We start from the raw sequence: 16,937 nt of genomic DNA, 5'->3' as shown, positions 1-16,937 counted from the left end.
AAGAATGAAAAAAGGGTTTTATTACATAGTGGCGTTATTAACGGTACTCTTGCTTTGGTCGTGCAGCACGAAGAAGAACACGAAAGCGAGCCGTTTTTATCATGCCTTTACGACCCGTTATAATATTTATTTCAATGGAAAACAAGCGTTTGACGAGGCACTGAAAAGCCAACAGGACGGATATAAAGAGAACTATTCCGACAGGATCTATATGTATCCGATTAGCGCCCAGCCTAAAGACAAAGCCGAGCCCGGCGGCCCTTTCGACCGGACGATCGAGAAAAGTAATAAAGCTATTAAACTACACTCCATAAAAGCGAAACCGGCCAAGAAACCGGGCTGGCGGAATAATCCCAAACTACGTGCTATCCAAGAACAAGAGGAATATAACCCTTTCTTAAAGAATAGTTGGCTGATCATGGGACAGGCGCAATTCTACAATGCCGATTTCCTGCAAGCCTCCGCTACCTTTTCCTATATAGCCCGTCATTACGCGAAGGACGAGGAGGTCGTGGCCGAGGCCCGTTTGTGGCAAGCCCGTTGTTATTCCGAGATGGGTTGGTTCTATGAATCCGAGGATATCTTGGATAAGATGAACAAGAACGGTATTCCTGCTTCCGCTTTGAAGCAATATGCGGCGGTGTATGCCGATTATTTGATCAAGAACGGGCAGTTCGAGGATGCCATCCCTTATCTGAAGACCGCTATCAAGGCGGAGAAAAACCGGAAGCAACGTACCCGGATGAAGTATCTTTTGGGACAAATCTATGCGGATCAAGAATTAGATGGCTTGGCTTATAAGACCTTTGGTGAGGTAGCCCGTTCGAATCCTCCGTATGAGTTGGAATTTGCCTCACGTATCCGTCAGACAGAAGTATTCTCGGGTACGAATTACTTGAAAGTGGTGAAGATGCTCGAGAAAATGGCGAAAAGCCAAAAGAATAAGGATTATCTGGATCAAGTATACTATGCTTTAGGAAATGTATACCTCAGCCGGGAAGATACGGTGAATGCCATAAAGAACTATCAACTCGGTATCGATAAGAGTACATTGAATGGAATGGATAAGGCGATCTGCCAGATAAAGCTGGGAGATATCTATTTTACGATGCGGGATTACGTGAAAGCGCAACCTTGCTTTAGCGGAGCCTTAGCCGGAATTCAAAAGGAATACAGGGATTATGAACGGGTTTCTAAATTGTCGGCGATTCTGGATGAATTGGTTGTGCATGTAGAAGCGGTCCATCTTCAAGACAGTTTGCAAGCCTTGGCTAAATTACCGGAAGCGGAGCGGTTAGCGATTATCGATAAGAAGATTGAGGAGGTAAAGAAAGAGGAGGAAGAGGCGAAAGCCTTGGCTGAGAAGGAGGCTTATCTGGCCGAGCAGGAAGCGAAAGGCACCGGAATCGACCGTCCCGGTACGGAAACCAACGCTGTTGTCTTGCCGAATGCGTCCGGTGGAGCGTCTTTCTATTTCTATAATCCTCAGACTGTAGCGCAAGGAAAGACACAGTTCCAGCGTAAATGGGGACGTCGTCCGTTGGAAGATCACTGGCGCCGCCGTAAGAAGGAACTCTCTACCTTTAATGAGAATCTGGATGAGGAGATGCTGGCCGAGGGAGATTCCACCCAAATGGTAGGGCCGGACGGTGAGCCGTTGCCGACCGATTCGATAGGCGGTGATCTGCCGGCTGTTGCCGCCGATGATCCGCATACCCGTGAGTATTACCTACAGCAGCTACCTTTCACGCAAGAGGATATAGATGCTTCTAACATTATTATTATAGACGGTCTTTACAATATGGCGATGATCTATAAGGATAAGTTGGAGGATATCCCCTTATCTGTCGAGGCGTTCGAGAATTTGGAACGCCGTTTCCCGGATAATGAGCACCGTTTGGAGAGCTATTATCAAGTATATTTGATGGCCCTGAAAACCGGAAATACAGCGTTGGCTACCGAGTATAAGAATAAACTAATGAACGCCTTCCCGGAAAGCGATTATGCGGTAGCTGTGGCTGATCCGAATTACGAGTATAATATCCGCATGATGGATGTGGTACAAGACTCGATCTATCAAGCTACTTACGACCGCTATCTGGAAAGCGATACAGCGTATGTACGTAAGAGTTTCCGGTACGTAAGCGAGAAATATCCATTGGCTACATTGATGCCTAAATTCATGTTCTTGGATGCGTTATCCTATGTGCAGGCCGGGGATGCGGAAGGGTTTAAGAATGCCTTGAAAGCACTGGTCGAGAAGTATCCGAATGCGGATGTCACGGAACTGGCCGGGGAGATGTTGAAAGGTGTTCTTCGGGGACGTGCCTTGGTGCAGGGCGGAGTGAAAGGTATGAGTTGGAACCTACGATTCGGTTTGGGCGAGGATGGTATGCTATCTGCCGAGGATTCGGCTCGTGTATTTAATCCGGAACGGAATACGCCTTATCAGATGCTTTTGGTATATCCTACGGGTAGCGTAGATCAGAATCAGTTGCTATTCGCCGTCGCCGCTTATAACTTCGCGAACTTCATGGTGAAAGAGTTTGATTTGGCTTTGGAGCAGGCCGGCCCGATCAGTATGCTGGCGATTAAAGGATTTATTAGTTTTGACGAGATTATCCAATATTATAAGATGATATACGGTAAGGATGGCTATGCTACGGCCTTGAATAAAGCGGTTGCCGTGTTACCGATCTCTGATGATAATTATGAGACCTTGATGCGTGGCAAGACCTTGGATGAATATATCACCTTCTTCGATGAGAGCTTCGGTGAGGAATTACCGGATTTGGCAGGTCGTTGGAAAGCCCGTATGGAAGCCGCTAAGGAGGAGGAGGCGACTGAAGATGAAATGATCACGGAGGAAGAAGCCGAAGTGCCGGAAGAGGCAGATGAATTGAAACTAGAAGTTGAACCGGAAAAACAACCTGTTACAGAGCCGGAGGAGGAACAACGGCCTGTTCAAGAACCTGTTCGACAGCCCGCTATACCAGTCGTCCCGGATACGATTGAGGTCCCTGCGTTTGACAAACCGGAAATCCAGCGTGTCGATACCCTTCGTAAGGATACGGTTCCTGTTGTTCAGCCGGCGGTTGAGGATCAAGGCATGACCTTGAAAGAAATCCAAGAGATCCGTAAACGGGAAGCTGCCGAAGAAGAAGCCCGCAAGGAAGAGGCTCGTAAGGCTTTTGAGGCCCAGCAAAAGGCGGATAAGGAATTACGTGAGCAGAAAGCGAAAGAACAGGAAGAACTTCTCAAGAAGCAAGCGGAGGAAGAACGTGCCCTGTTGAAAGCGAAGGCTGATCGAGAGAAACAGTTGGAAGCTGATCGCAAGGCCAAGCTGAAACAAGCGGAAGCCGACCGTAAGGCGAAACTGAAAGCTCGTGAGGACCTTCGTAAGGAAAAGGAACGTGCTTATAAGGAACGCCTGAAACAGAAGGAAAAAGAGCGTAAGGAGAAGGAGCGCTTATACAAGCAGAAATTGAAAGAGAAAGAAAAAGCCCGCAAGGAAGCCTTGCGGGAAAAGGAAAAGGCCGCCCGGGAAAAGGCCCGGAAGCGTTAATTGCATTAGATATTAATAGGTAAGAATTTCCAATCCTGTCTCTGTCATCAAGAAGGTATGTTCCCATTGGGCGGAGGGTAGTTCATCCTCGGTGATGACTGTCCAACCGTCTTCCTCGTCGATAAATACTTTCCAAGTACCCATGTTAATCATAGGCTCGATCGTAAAGACCATACCCGGAACTAAAAGCATCCCAGTTCCTTTCCGTCCGAAATGACAAACTTCCGGTTCCTCATGGAATTCCAGACCGACGCCATGTCCGCATAAATCCCGTACGACAGAGAATCCGTTTTTCTCCGCATGCTTTTGAATAGCGTTGCCTATATCACCGACGAATCCGAACGGCTTCGCCGCTTTTATACCGATCTCCAGACATTCCTTGGCGACCTGTACCAATTTCTGCTTTTCCGGAGATACGTTCCCGATCATGAACATGCGGGACGCATCCGAATAATAACCATCTAAAATCGTTGAGACATCCACATTAATAATGTCACCGTCTCTTAGGATCTCCTTCTCACTGGGAATACCGTGACAAACGACCTCGTTGATAGAGGTACATACACTTTTAGGGAACCCCTCATAGTTTAAGGGGGCTGGAATCGCTCCATGCCCTACCGTATAATCATACACCAATTTATCGATAACAGCTGTAGACATACCTTCTTTAATCTCCTTCTGGATTAAATCCAGCACCCCTGTATTGATCACGCTACTTCTGCGGATGCCCTCAATCTGCTCTGGAGTCTTGATAAGCTTGCGGGTGGGTACTAAATGTCCTTTATTTTGGATATATAGGATTTTCTTGTCTAATTCGGTGAGAGATTGCCCTTTGATAGGCTTCCAATTGTTTACTGTTCTACGTGACATATTAATTCGTTTTACTCAAAATGTAGTGTAAAGGTATGACTTTTTAAGATACCCTGTCCTGTAGATACTCTTTATTTATCCAAATAGCTCTTCTTGAAGATATCTATACAAAGAAGGAATAAGGATAATAACAACGGCCCGAAGATGATCCCCATAAATCCGAATAAGGACAACCCGATTACGACTCCGAAGACGGTGATTAACGGATGTATATCCGCCAACTTCTTTTGTAGGATAAAACGAATCAGATTATCGACGTTCGTAATGACAAGCAAGGCATAAATAGTCAATCCCAAGGCATGTACCCAATCTCCGTTTAAAGCCATATAAGCCGCCAACGGAACCCAGACCAATGCGGTCCCTACAATGGGAATGATCGTAGCGATACAAGTGAGAAACCCAAATAACAGCGGATCGGGAGTCTGAAAGATAAAGTAACCGATCACCGCTACGATACCTTGTATAACCGCCAAAAGAGGGATACCTATGGCGTTTGATTTTACGATCATATTGATCTCGTTGAGTACCTCATCCTTGTTTTGATCACTGAAGGGGAATAAGGTGTATAGATAGTTTTCCATTTTTCTTCCGCCTATCAGCATGAAGTACAGAATGAAAATCAAGACGACGACATTTACGGCGAAACTGCTTATGCTACCCACTAAAAACTGTCCGATTTGTGGGAGTATAGAGGCCGCTTTTAATAAGTTTCCTCTATCCAGTACATCAAACCCGGTCTTTTCCTGAACTAGATCCGCTATATGTTGGCCTGTATTTAGCAGTACAGTCGGGTCTAAATTAATATTTTGAGTTTTGTTGATTACCAACCAGATCGCCAATGTGATTGGGATTAAGAAACATAAGATTGTTTCCCCCAGTAACAGTAAAGCTGCAAAAGCCGGTCTCATATTTAGCTTTTCTGTCAGGTGGAACATCTGTCCACGCAGCAATATATAGATGGTGAATGCTCCAAGTATACCTCCAAGAAACGGGGTAATCTTAAAAAATAGAATTACCCCTAGTCCTAATATAATGGTGATCAATGAGTATCTCCAGTAATGTTCTTTTACGTTTTCCATATACATTCATGCCCTTATTTATCTAAAAACAAGATAGGAGAAGTCATTGTTTATTGGATTTCTTATTCTTTGGAGAGCCGTTTACCTTCGATGAAGGTCTCTTGAATCTCTATATCGTTGTTGAAAATGATGATATCGGCATCCTTTCCTTTCTCCAATGTTCCTTTACGGTCTAAAATACCCATTAGGCGGGCCGGACTTTCGGAAGCCATACGAACAGCGTCGTGCAATGGAATTTCCGCTTTCTCGACTAGGGTACGGATCAAACGGATTCCGGTAGCTATACTTCCTGCGATAGCTGAGCGATCGGCTAATTTACATACGCCTTCCTCAATAATTACCCGGGAGTCCGGAAAATGTTCCGTACCGTTATCGCAAGTGGCGGCGGCCATTGCGTCCGTGATTAAGGAGGTACGTTCTACCCCTTTGATTTGATATACCAACTTTAAGATTGCTGGTGGTACGTGGATACCATCGGCTACAACTTCAACGGTCATATCTTTCATGAGATAAATACCTTCTACCGTTCCTTCATGTTTATACTCACGGTCTTTATGGACGGAAGTCATGGCATTGTAGAAGTGGGTAGCATGGGTGAATCCGGCTTCGTATGCTTTTTTCACTTGGAGATAATCGGCTGTGGTGTGGGCTAGTGAAACCAACACACCATGAGCTGACGCATATTTACCGAATACCAAAGCCCCGTCAAGCTCGGGGGCGGCGCTCCAGCGTTTAATACATTGGGTACTGTTTAGTAATTCCTTATATTCTTGGGGATCGGGCGGGTAAATATAATTAGGGTCTTGTCCGCCTTTCATAGCCATATTCAAATAGTTGCCTTCGAGATGTAATCCCATGATACGGGCCCCCTGTTCCGGGTGGTTCATGATGTGCTCGCAGGTCTTGATCGCTTCCCGGAAGGTCTCGATAGGGGCCGCTGCCAATGTAGGATATAAAGCCGTTGTTCCCTGTAAAGCATGTGCTCTTGTGATCGCATAGAACGCTTTCGGGGTAGCTTCCGTGAAATCATGTCCGTTGCCGCCGTGTACATGCGTGTCGATACAGCCGGGAGCCACATAATATCCTTTTGCGTCGATGATCTCCGCATGAGGAATCTCCCGGTTTTGCCCGGTGATCTCCACTATTTTCCCATCCGAGATGATGATTTGCCCGTTTGGTAGGAGGCCCGAAGGAGTTAATACTTTTGCGTTTATGATTTTAAGAAATGCGCTTTCCATATATTTTGTTTTTAGTCTTTTGGAATCAGTAATAAGTTATCCTTATAGGACAACGGGGGATTATATTGGATTTCCCGGTTGCCCCTCGGGGTAGCGGATCGTAAGAGTGGTGACTGGCCGGTTATCTCGTAAATAGCTTGTCCTAATAAAGGATCCTTCAAATCTCCGAATTCAGCTAGATCACTCTTGAATTCATCAATAGCTATATCGGGATGAAATCCGTCTTCATAATCAGCTTCCCGATCCTTATTATAAATATGGAAAGTGACGGGAGAAAGTATCCAGCCATATTTTTTAGATTCATTGTAGATCGTCATACCGACGGTCTTGCCAAAAGTCTGCTTACCGATAACCCGAACGTCTAGATAAGATCGTAGCGAGTTAATGATAAGTTCGGAGGCAGAAGCCGTAGTTGAACCTGTCAAAACAAATAGCCGTTGTAGGTTTAAGTTTCCCGCCATGACCTCGGTCGTTTTGAGTAAAGGCAAGGTCTCATTTTTATTGGAGTTTTTATCGTTATACTCCATGATACATAAAGGTTCTCCTAAAACGTTTTCACGGACTAATAGCGAAGCCAGTAATTGGGCGCAATTGACAAGCCCACCCCCATTATAGCGTAAGTCAAGTACGAACTCATTGACGTTGCGGCTTTTGAATTTTTCGAAGAGTTGTTGCAAATAAAGATTATAACTAGTGTCGCTATAATCGTATTCATCCGGTCCGGAGGCGAAATGGTTGTACATCAAATAGCCGATTCGCTTATTGCCATATGTGTATACGGAATCTTTTAGGAATGGGGTGTCTTCTACCGTTCGGGATGCGTTCAAGGTAACTCTTCGGGTGGAGACGAATCCCTTGGTGTTTCCTATTTCTTTTCCTAGTTGGAGGGATACGCTGCCTCCGCTTCTCAATACATCATAGTCTTGGATAGAACCCAAGGAGCCGTTTACGCCAAGTATCCAGTCTCCCCGTTTCAATCCGGCTTCTTCGGCGGGTGAATCCTTTAATACATAAAGGACAATGGCTATTTTATAGGTACTGCCTCCGTCTTTAAGGTTGGAAGTCGCGAAATCGAATCCATATGAGTTGTTCGCGTCGTAAATGCTCTTTGTTACGGTCGCTTTCTCTAATTGGGAAAAGTAATGATGACCTTCAGGAAGATCTTTCCCGTCTTTATCGGATAACAGGCCCTTGAAGAAGGCCTCCGGATCAAGACTAAAGTCCAAGGAACTTTTATCCGGGAACTCGGAATACCAAAGATAATTCTCTCGCATCGTTTGCTCGATCCATTGATTCACTTCATTGTCGGTTGCCGGAATGTCAATATCATCTTTCTCGCAAGCGGAGAATGCTAAAAGGCCAAGGATAACGATCGTATAATATTTATAATTCATAGTGGATATATATTAAAAACAGCCCTTCTCTCAATAACGGAAAAGGGCTGTTGATATTGTTAAGGACAAATATACGCTATATTTTCTTCTCGATAACCGCTTGAACAACATTTAATACATAATCGCCCAGCTTTTCACTTTCACTAACCATGTCCATGTAATAAACGCCATCTTGATATTGGTACAGCTTATTGTTGATATCTTCGATATTCCGGCTCTTCAACTGGTTACGGTAGTTGTTGATCTCGTTCTCTATGTTATAAGAAGGATTGATATCATCATGCACGAGCTCCGGCTTATGCAGAATTACGTTCATGCGGCTTAACGCCCCGGATACCAATTCGAACATATGATCCAGATGCTTGTTTTGCTCCTCCGTGAATTCGGATTTGAACTCGTTTCTGCGTTTGATACTTCGGGCAAGGTTATTACAAGAATCCGCTATACTCTCGATTTCCGAGACGGCACGTAGCATGATACGGATTTCTTCCTTACTTTCAGAACTCAAACGGCCTTCCGATACTTCAGTCAAGTAATTCGCGATCTCGATCTCCATGCGGTCGCTGATATTCTCGTATTTCTCTACACGGCTATACGTCTTGAGGAAGGTCTCCTCATTCTTCTCGTAAAATAATTCTTTCACCATATTAAACATCCTAGCCGTACGCTCGGCGAATAATGAGATTTCTTTATGAGCTTGTAGGATGGAAAGCTCGGCGGTGGATAACATACCTCCCGTGATATAGCGAAGGCGGTATTCCTCGTCTTCCACCTTGGGCTTGATAAGCGTACATACGGTCTTTTCGATCAAGCTTACGAACCAGATCATAATGAAAGTATTACTGATATTGAATGCAGTGTGGAACGCTGCCAGTTTAAAGGATACCGCCACAGCCGGATCACTGACCTTCATTACATGGGTAACAAACCATGAGACGGCATTCGTGAAAGGGTAGAAGAGCACCAAAACCCACATGACACCGAAAACGTTGAAAACAAGGTGCGCTAACGCGGCTCGTCGTGCTTGTGTGTTTCCGGTTAATGCGGCTAAGTTGGCCGTAATCGTGGTTCCGATATTCTCGCCTAATACCAAAGCGACTCCCAAATGATAATCGATCCAGCCGTTGGCGCACATAATCAATGTAATAGCCATCGTGGCGGCGGAGGCTTGTACGATCATGGTTAAGATCGCTCCGATAAATAAGAACAAGATGATGGAGAAAAATCCCATATCCGTATAATTCTGCACGAAAGCCAGCATTTCCGGATTCGCTCCGAGGTCCGGGGCGTTTGCCTTTAAACTTTGAAGGCCCATGAACAGGAACGCGAAACCAAAAACAAATTCACCAATTGATTTACGAGAGCTTTTTCCTGAGAAGAAGAGTGGGAGAGCGAAAGCTAAAAGGGGAAGGGCGAATGCGGCGATATCGACCTTGAAACCGAGGGCGGAGATAAGCCATGCCGTTACCGTGGTTCCGATGTTGGCACCCATAATGACTCCGATGGATTGGGTCAATGTCAAGAGTCCGGCATTCACGAAACTCACGACCATAACCGTCGTAGCCGATGATGATTGGATAAGAGCCGTTATTAACACCCCGGTGAGCATACCGGTTACTCTGTTCGTGGTCATCGCGGTTAGTATTCGCCGTAAACTGTCACCCGCAAATTTTTGTAACCCTTCACTCATGATCTTCATTCCGTACAAGAACAGCGCCAAGGAGCCGATCAGCCGGAGAAAATCAAAAAAAGAATAGTCCATTTAAATTACGTTTAAGTGGATTGTATATCCGATTAATATTCCTAACTTTAGGGGGCGAATTTACAAATAATAACTGAGATAGTATGTCTGAGACAATAACAATTTACTGCAAAAATAATAATACCTACAAGGATGTACCCATTGGTTCTTCGTTGTTGGACATTTATACGGCGGTTGGCGCTCCGCTTCGGTACAGGCCGATGAACGCGCAAGTGAATAATAAGACGGAAAGCTTGAACTTCCGTTGCTGGCAACCGAAGGATATCGAATTTATCGACTATACTCAATTATCCGGATTGAGAACCTATGTCCGCTCGCTTTGCCATATATTTTCCAAGGCGGTGTATGATATTTGGCCGACGGCGACCTTAAATCTGGAACATCCGGTATCGAAAGGTTACTATTGCGTGATCCATAACGGCAAGAACATCGATCTGGAGACGATCGAGAAGATCAAGAAACGTATGTGGGAGTTGATTGACGCGGATCTTCCTTTCCTCCATAAGAGTGTCCGTACGGTGGATGCCGCCGTATTGTTCAGGGAGCGGGGTATGAATGATAAGGCTCGCTTAATAGAGACGGCGGGATTGCCTTATACCTCTTATTATGAGTTGGAAGGTTATATCAACTTCTTTTATGGCTGTTTAACCCCTTCGACCGGCTATATCCAATTGTTTGACTTGGAACCGTATATGGATGGCGTTTTGCTCCGTATCCCGAAGCAGACCGATCCGATGGAATTGCAGCCTGTCATCAAGCAGGATAAGATGTTCGAGGCTTATAAGGAACACCTTACATTGCAGCGGACTGTCGGCTTAGATAATGTGGGGGATTTGAATTTAGCGATAGAGAAAGGCCGCTCTCAGGATATAATCCTTGTCTCTGAGGCGATGCAGGAAAAACAGGTTGCCAAGATCGCCGAAAAGATCGCCGATGGATATAAAGAGGGCATCCGTATCGTCTTGATCTCCGGCCCTTCTTCTTCGGGAAAGACTACATTTTGCAAGCGTTTGCAAGTACAATTGACGACTAACCTGCTTCATCCGGTAGGAATTTCCTTGGATGATTATTTCTTGAATCGGGAAGATACACCGAAAGATGAGCATGGCGAGTATGATTTTGAATCTTTGTATGCGCTGGATTTACCTTATTTTAATAAGGATTTGAAGAAGTTGTTATCCGGGGAAGAGATCGAGCTGCCTAGTTTCAACTTTGAGTCTGGCCGAAGGATTTTCAAGGGAAAGAAGTTAAAACTTCGTGAGAACTCGATTTTGGTAATAGAAGGTATTCATGCTTTGAATCCGGAACTGACGGAGTTTATCGATGATAAATATAAATATCGGGTATATGTCTCGGTCTTGACCTCTATCTCTTTGGATAACCATAATTGGATACCGACGACGGATAATCGTCTGCTGCGCCGTATTATCCGGGATTATCGCTTTAGGGGATATTCGGCGGAAGATACGATCAACCGTTGGCCGAGCGTTCGCCGGGGTGAGGATAAATGGATCTTTCCGTATCAGGAGAATGCGGACGCTATGTTTAATAGCGCCATGTTGTATGAGTTGGCCGCTTTGCGGAAATATGCGGAACCGATCCTAGCGCAAGTACCCGAGAGCAATAAAGCGAATGCCGAGGCATATCGTTTGCTTCGTTTCCTTCGCTACTTTAATTATATCCCTACGGAAGAGTTGCCGGGAACTTCCTTGCTCCGTGAATTCTTGGGGGGAGGAAGCTTCAAGTACTAGGTAGAATCAGACTCTATAAAGCCTTTAAAAAAAGACGTACGTGTTTTTCCGAAAACATGTACGTCTTTTTTTGAAAACACGTACGTGTTTTTATGTTACCCCTTTTTGACAAAATGTTTCGGGGCCCGGATTTAAGCTGTTTGTTATTTGGAGGCCGGGCAATGATCCGTCGGGCAAAAGATCATGCACCTTGTTTAGAACTATTATAGTTTAATAGCTGTACTGTTAAAACTAAAAACTTATATTTGCATGTTGATAAATAAGAGGGCGGGTGATTGTCCTGCCCTTACAGTGCAATGATTTAGATTATGTTAAAGCAACAGTTACAACAAAAGTTACAGCAAAAGCTATCCCCTCAGCAGATACAGTTGATACGGCTTCTGGAGCTTCCCGCGATCGAGTTGGAAGAACGTGTGAAGCATGAGCTGGAAGATAACCCAGCCTTGGAGGAAGGAAAAGAGCCTGTTGATGATTTTGAACGAACTGAAAGCGAGGAGGGGGGAGAAGAGATCCCTTCTGTTGATACTGAGACCGACCTTTCTTTGGGAGATTATTTAACGGAAGACGATATACCTGATTATAAGCTACGGGAAATGACCGAGCGTGCGGAACGGAAAGAGGATGTCCCCTTCTCCGTAAGCCAATCCTTGAATGAGTTTCTGTTACAGCAGCTCGGGTTAAGGGATTTACCGGATAAGCAAATGAAAATAGCGGAGTATATCATTGGAAATATCGATGATGACGGTTATTTGCGCCGGGACCTTTCGGCGATAGCGGACGATTTGATCTTCCAAGCCGGACAAGAGGTAGATGAGAAGGAGATCGAGTCTATCTTGAATATCATCCAAGATTTTGAGCCTGCCGGGGTAGGTGCCCGTGACTTGAAAGAATGTCTGTTGATCCAGCTGGATAAGAAGGAGAATACTCCGGTTACAAATTTGGCGATTCGTGTTTTGACCGAATATTTCGAGGAGTTCACCCGCAAACATTACGATAAGATCTTACGAGGTCTCGATATCGATGAGGAAACGTTAAAGAAGGTCATTCACGAGATTACTATGTTAAATCCGAAACCCGGAAGTAGTTGGGGTGGTTCTATGGAAGTGGCGATGAGCCAGATCATCCCGGATTTCGTGGTGGAAGCGCATAATGGAGAGCTTATCTTGAGCATGAATAACCGGGGGGTACCGGATATGCGTATCAACCGGGAGTATGCCGAGATGTTTCAGGATTATACGGCGAATAAGGCGAACCAAACCGCTGAGAGGCGGGATGCCGTACAGTTCGTGAAACAAAAGTTGGATTCCGCCCAGTGGTTCATCGACGCTATCAAGCAACGTAATGAGACCTTGCAGCGTACCATGGAGGCGATTATCTATTTACAACGGGACTTTTTCCTGACAGGCGATGAGGCTACCCTCCATCCCATGATCTTGAAAGACGTAGCGGAGCGTGCGGGATATGATATCTCCACTATTTCCCGGGTAAGTAACAGTAAATATGTGCAAACGAATTTCGGTATTTATCCGTTGAAATACTTTTTCTCCGAGTCTATGCAGACCGATACCGGCGAGGAGATCTCGACCCGTGAGGTGAAAAAGATCATGAAAGAACATGTAGATGCCGAAGACAAACGAAAACCGTTGACCGATGAGGAGTTGGCTACGATCCTGAAAGAAAAAGGGTATGTCATCGCCCGGCGTACGGTAGCGAAATACAGGGAGCAACTGGGGATTCCGGTAGCTCGTCTGAGAAAAGAAATATAAAAGCGTATGAAACTATTCTCGAATATAATATCCTTCGTGTTCCATCCGTTGCTTATGGTGACCTATGGGATCGTGTTGGCGTTGATGTTTACATTTCTCGCCATTTACCCGTTACCTGTGAAGCTGCTGATTGCCGGAGGTACCTTTATTTCGACAGCGATAGTTCCCGGGCTTTTCATCTTCTTATTGGTGAAAAATGGCGCGGCCGGCGATATAGAGCTTTCCGACCGGAAGGAGCGGGTGGTTCCTTATCTGATTTTTATCACTTCCATCTTGGTATGTATCTTTTTCCTGTATAAGATGCTGATGCCGTTTTGGTTGTTAGCGATGCTGATCGGGGCTTGCGTAGCCTTGGTAATCGCCTTATGCATCAATTTTGCTTGGAAGATTAGCGCGCATGCCATTGGTATCGGCGGGTTACTGGGCGGTGTTATGGGAGTGGCGCGTATCCATATGATAAATCCCTACTGGGCTTTTATAGTCGTGTTGATCGTGGCTGGTTTATTAGGTACCTCGCGTATCTTTTTAAAAAGGCATACACCAATGCAGGTATATGCGGGGTTTTGTCTGGGATTTATATGTACCTTTGTAGCCTCATTAATGAGTTATATCTATTTATTCATCTAATAAAAACACTAAAATTATGAATTTTCCTGCAGATTTAAAGTACACAAAAGACCATGAGTGGATTCGTGTAGAAGGTGACGTAGCTTATGTTGGTATTACTGATTACGCTCAAGGCGAGCTAGGTGAGATCGTTTATGTAGACATTACGACAGAGGGGGAGACCGTCGCTCAAGAAGAGGTGTTCGGTACGATTGAAGCTGTTAAGACTGTTTCCGATCTTTTCATGCCGGTTAGCGGAGAGGTTTTGGAAGTAAACGCTGAATTGGAAGACGCTCCTGAATTGGTTAATGAAGACGCTTATGGTAAAGGTTGGTTAATCAAGATTTCTCTTACGGACGCTTCTGAGTTGGAGGAACTATTATCCGCTGAAGACTATCAAAAATTAATCGCTAAATAAGAATGACACCTGTTGTAAGTATTATCATGGGTAGTACCTCGGATCTACCCGTTATGGAGAAGGCGGCTAAGTTCTTGGATGAGATGGAGATCCCGTTCGAGATGCATGCTCTATCCGCACACCGTACTCCCGCTGAGGTGGAGGCTTTCGCCAAAGGAGCTAAAGGACGTGGAATCAAGGTTATCATCGCCGCTGCCGGAATGGCCGCTCATCTTTGCGGTGTGATCGCTTCCATGACGACGGTTCCCGTGATCGGCGTGCCTATTAACTCTACGCTGGACGGTATGGATGCCTTGTTGGCTATCGTACAGATGCCTCCGGGAATCCCTGTGGCTACTGTCGGCATCAATGGCGCTTTGAACGCTGGTATCCTTGCGGTGCAGATGCTTGCCGTCGGCGACGAGCAACTTCAGGAGAAGCTATCCGCTTATAAGGAGGATTTGAAGAAGAAAATCGTGAAGGCTAACGAGGAGTTGGCTAAGGTTTCTTTTAAATACAAAACTAATTAATTGAAAGTTGAAAGTTGAGAATTGAAAATTAAGGAGAAAGTCTCTCTTTAGGTTTTCAGTTCTCAACACTCATTCTCAATTTTCAATTCTCAATTTTCAATTAACAATGGCTTACTTTAATTACAACCGCCGTAAATCATCCGTTGCCCAAATCGGTGACACACCCATGGGAGGTGAGAATCCTATCCGTATTCAATCCATGGCTAATGTATCAACGATGGATACGGAGGCGGCGGTAGCTCAAGCGATCCGTATGATCGAGGCGGGAGCTGAGTATGTGCGTTTTACGGCACAGGGGGAACGGGAAGCCCGAAACTTGGGCGAGATTCGTAAACAATTGAATGAACAAGGGTATACGACTCCTTTGGTCGCTGATATCCATTTTAATCCTAGAGCGGCTGATGCCGCCGCCGGTGAGGTGGAAAAGGTACGTATCAATCCGGGAAACTATGTAGATAAGGTAAAGACATTCAGCCATCTTGAATATACGGATGAGGAATATGCCGCCGAGATCGAGAAGATCCGTGAGCGGTTCGTCCCTTTCTTGAATATTTGTAAGGCACATGGCACCGCTATTCGTATCGGTGTGAATCATGGCTCGCTCTCCGATCGTATCATGAGCCGTTATGGTGATACGCCCGAGGGGATGGTAGCGAGTTGTATGGAGTTTCTTCGCATTTGCCGGGAGGAGAATTTCCCGGATGTGGTTATTTCGATTAAGGCTTCCAATACCGTTGTCATGGTAAGGACCGTGCGGTTGTTGGTTCGTACGATGGAGGCCGAGAATATGCATTACCCCTTGCACCTTGGGGTAACGGAGGCGGGTGACGGTGAGGACGGGCGTATCAAGAGCGCTGTCGGAATCGGTACGCTTCTATGTGACGGTATCGGTGATACGATCCGGGTTTCCTTGAGTGAGGACCCCGAGGCGGAAATGCCGGTAGCGCGTAAATTGGTGGATTATATTAGGGAACGGGAAAATCATCGTCCTATCGAGGCTTCGATGGCTCCCGGTTTCGATACGGTGGCGACATGCCGTCGTATAAGCCGTGTGGTGGAGGGTATCGGAGGTACTTTCCCGCCAGTCGTGATCTCCGATCGTAGTAACGGGGATTTTGAGTTTGATCATTTGTCCTTGCCGGACTATATATATATAGGAAAGGAAGATCCGGATAATTTGCCGGATAATTTCCGTTTATTGGTAGACGCTCATTTTTGGAAAGAGCGTCCGAATGCTTTTCCTTGCTTCATCGCCTCGGAAGCGGAGGAGTTAAAGGATTACGATTGTCCGCTTAAGTTTATCCGTCTGACGTATATGGATCTTACGGATCGTATGTTGGAGATATTGAAAGCGGATAAGACCGTGGTGGTTTTATTAAGTACACATCATCGGAATGGGGTTGGCTCGCAACGTGCGGCTATGCATAAATTGCTGATGGCGGGTTGTGACGTGCCGGTTGTCTTGCATCGTGATTTCCGGGAGACGGATGTGGAGTTGTTGCAACTGAAATCCGCCGCCGATTTCGGTACGCTTTTGCTGGATGGTTTTGGGGATGGCTTGATGCTGCACAATGAGGGATGCGAGGCGGTTGTCTCGGATCGCTGTATGTTCGGGATCTTGCAGGCTACAAGAACCCGTATCAGTAAGACGGAATATATCTCTTGTCCGAGTTGCGGACGTACCTTGTACGACCTGCAAACAACGATCGCCCGTATCAAGGAGGCTACTTCCCATTTAAAAGGCTTGAAGATCGGTATCATGGGCTGTATCGTAAACGGCCCCGGCGAGATGGCCGATGCCGACTATGGTTATGTGGGTGCCGGACGTGGACAAATCAGCCTGTATAAAGGTAAGGAATGTGTCCTCAAGAATATCCCCGAGGAAGACGCTGTAGAACGTTTAGTTCAGTTAATAAAAGAGAACGGGGATTGGGTTAATTAGTTAATTCATTACCTTTGTGGAGATCAAGGATTAGAAC

General features: G+C 45.6%; 12 protein-coding genes. 7 read left to right on the top strand and 5 right to left on the bottom strand.

Translation table 11 applies throughout. The annotated features are described in order from the left end of the window. Positions 1-4: 4 nt before the first annotated feature. On the top strand, positions 5-3,565 hold the full coding sequence (locus tag DWX84_RS13640; protein ID WP_122377533.1) for a cell envelope integrity protein TolA: 3,561 nt from the start codon (positions 5-7) through the stop codon (positions 3,563-3,565). Between the two features lie 12 nt (positions 3,566-3,577). Here DWX84_RS13640 and map read toward each other — a convergent pair whose 3' ends face one another. The 5 genes from map to DWX84_RS13615 form a co-directional block, all read right to left on the bottom strand. Next, a complete protein-coding gene (gene map / locus DWX84_RS13635; RefSeq protein WP_048927002.1) occupies positions 3,578-4,435 on the bottom strand; it encodes a type I methionyl aminopeptidase in 858 nt (285 codons plus the stop codon). A gap of 71 nt (positions 4,436-4,506) precedes the next feature. Continuing rightward, positions 4,507-5,520, bottom strand: a complete 1,014-nt coding sequence (locus tag DWX84_RS13630; RefSeq protein ID WP_048927003.1) for an AI-2E family transporter — start codon at positions 5,518-5,520, stop codon at positions 4,507-4,509. Positions 5,521-5,576: 56 nt separating this feature from the next. Then, positions 5,577-6,752 carry an N-acetylglucosamine-6-phosphate deacetylase gene (gene nagA / locus DWX84_RS13625; protein WP_121960699.1) on the bottom strand — a complete coding sequence of 392 codons (1,176 nt, stop codon included), beginning with the start codon at positions 6,750-6,752 and terminating at the stop codon, positions 5,577-5,579. An 11-nt stretch (positions 6,753-6,763) separates the two neighbouring features. Next, positions 6,764-8,146: a S41 family peptidase gene (locus DWX84_RS13620; protein WP_121960698.1), complete on the bottom strand. Its 1,383-nt coding sequence runs from the start codon at positions 8,144-8,146 to the stop codon at positions 6,764-6,766. Between the two features lie 76 nt (positions 8,147-8,222). Next, positions 8,223-9,908, bottom strand: coding sequence for a Na/Pi cotransporter family protein (locus DWX84_RS13615; protein ID WP_022191856.1), 1,686 nt, complete (start codon positions 9,906-9,908; stop codon positions 8,223-8,225). A gap of 83 nt (positions 9,909-9,991) precedes the next feature. Between DWX84_RS13615 and DWX84_RS13610 the strand changes: the two genes are divergently transcribed. From DWX84_RS13610 to DWX84_RS13585, 6 genes are all read left to right on the top strand, one after another. Continuing rightward, on the top strand, positions 9,992-11,659 hold the full coding sequence (locus DWX84_RS13610) for a nucleoside kinase (RefSeq protein WP_048927006.1): 1,668 nt from the start codon (positions 9,992-9,994) through the stop codon (positions 11,657-11,659). 308 nt (positions 11,660-11,967) lie between these two features. Continuing rightward, positions 11,968-13,425, top strand: a complete 1,458-nt coding sequence (gene rpoN / locus DWX84_RS13605; protein WP_005860047.1) for an RNA polymerase factor sigma-54 — start codon at positions 11,968-11,970, stop codon at positions 13,423-13,425. Between the two features lie 6 nt (positions 13,426-13,431). Beyond that, positions 13,432-14,052 (top strand): hypothetical protein, encoded by a 621-nt coding sequence (locus DWX84_RS13600; RefSeq protein ID WP_005863464.1) that lies wholly within the window; start codon positions 13,432-13,434, stop codon positions 14,050-14,052. A gap of 16 nt (positions 14,053-14,068) precedes the next feature. Then, a complete protein-coding gene (gene gcvH / locus DWX84_RS13595) occupies positions 14,069-14,449 on the top strand; it encodes a glycine cleavage system protein GcvH (RefSeq protein WP_005863462.1) in 381 nt (126 codons plus the stop codon). Positions 14,450-14,451: 2 nt separating this feature from the next. Next, positions 14,452-14,958, top strand: a complete 507-nt coding sequence (gene purE / locus DWX84_RS13590) for a 5-(carboxyamino)imidazole ribonucleotide mutase (RefSeq protein WP_005860041.1) — start codon at positions 14,452-14,454, stop codon at positions 14,956-14,958. Positions 14,959-15,064: 106 nt separating this feature from the next. Further along, a complete protein-coding gene (locus DWX84_RS13585) occupies positions 15,065-16,900 on the top strand; it encodes a 4-hydroxy-3-methylbut-2-en-1-yl diphosphate synthase (protein ID WP_005863460.1) in 1,836 nt (611 codons plus the stop codon). Positions 16,901-16,937: the final 37 nt, after the last annotated feature.

Origin of the sequence: Parabacteroides sp. AF21-43, from assembly GCF_003635435.1 — a bacterium.
GTDB classification, from domain to species: domain Bacteria; phylum Bacteroidota; class Bacteroidia; order Bacteroidales; family Tannerellaceae; genus Parabacteroides; species Parabacteroides distasonis.
This window is presented reverse-complemented; position numbering and strand designations above follow the sequence as displayed.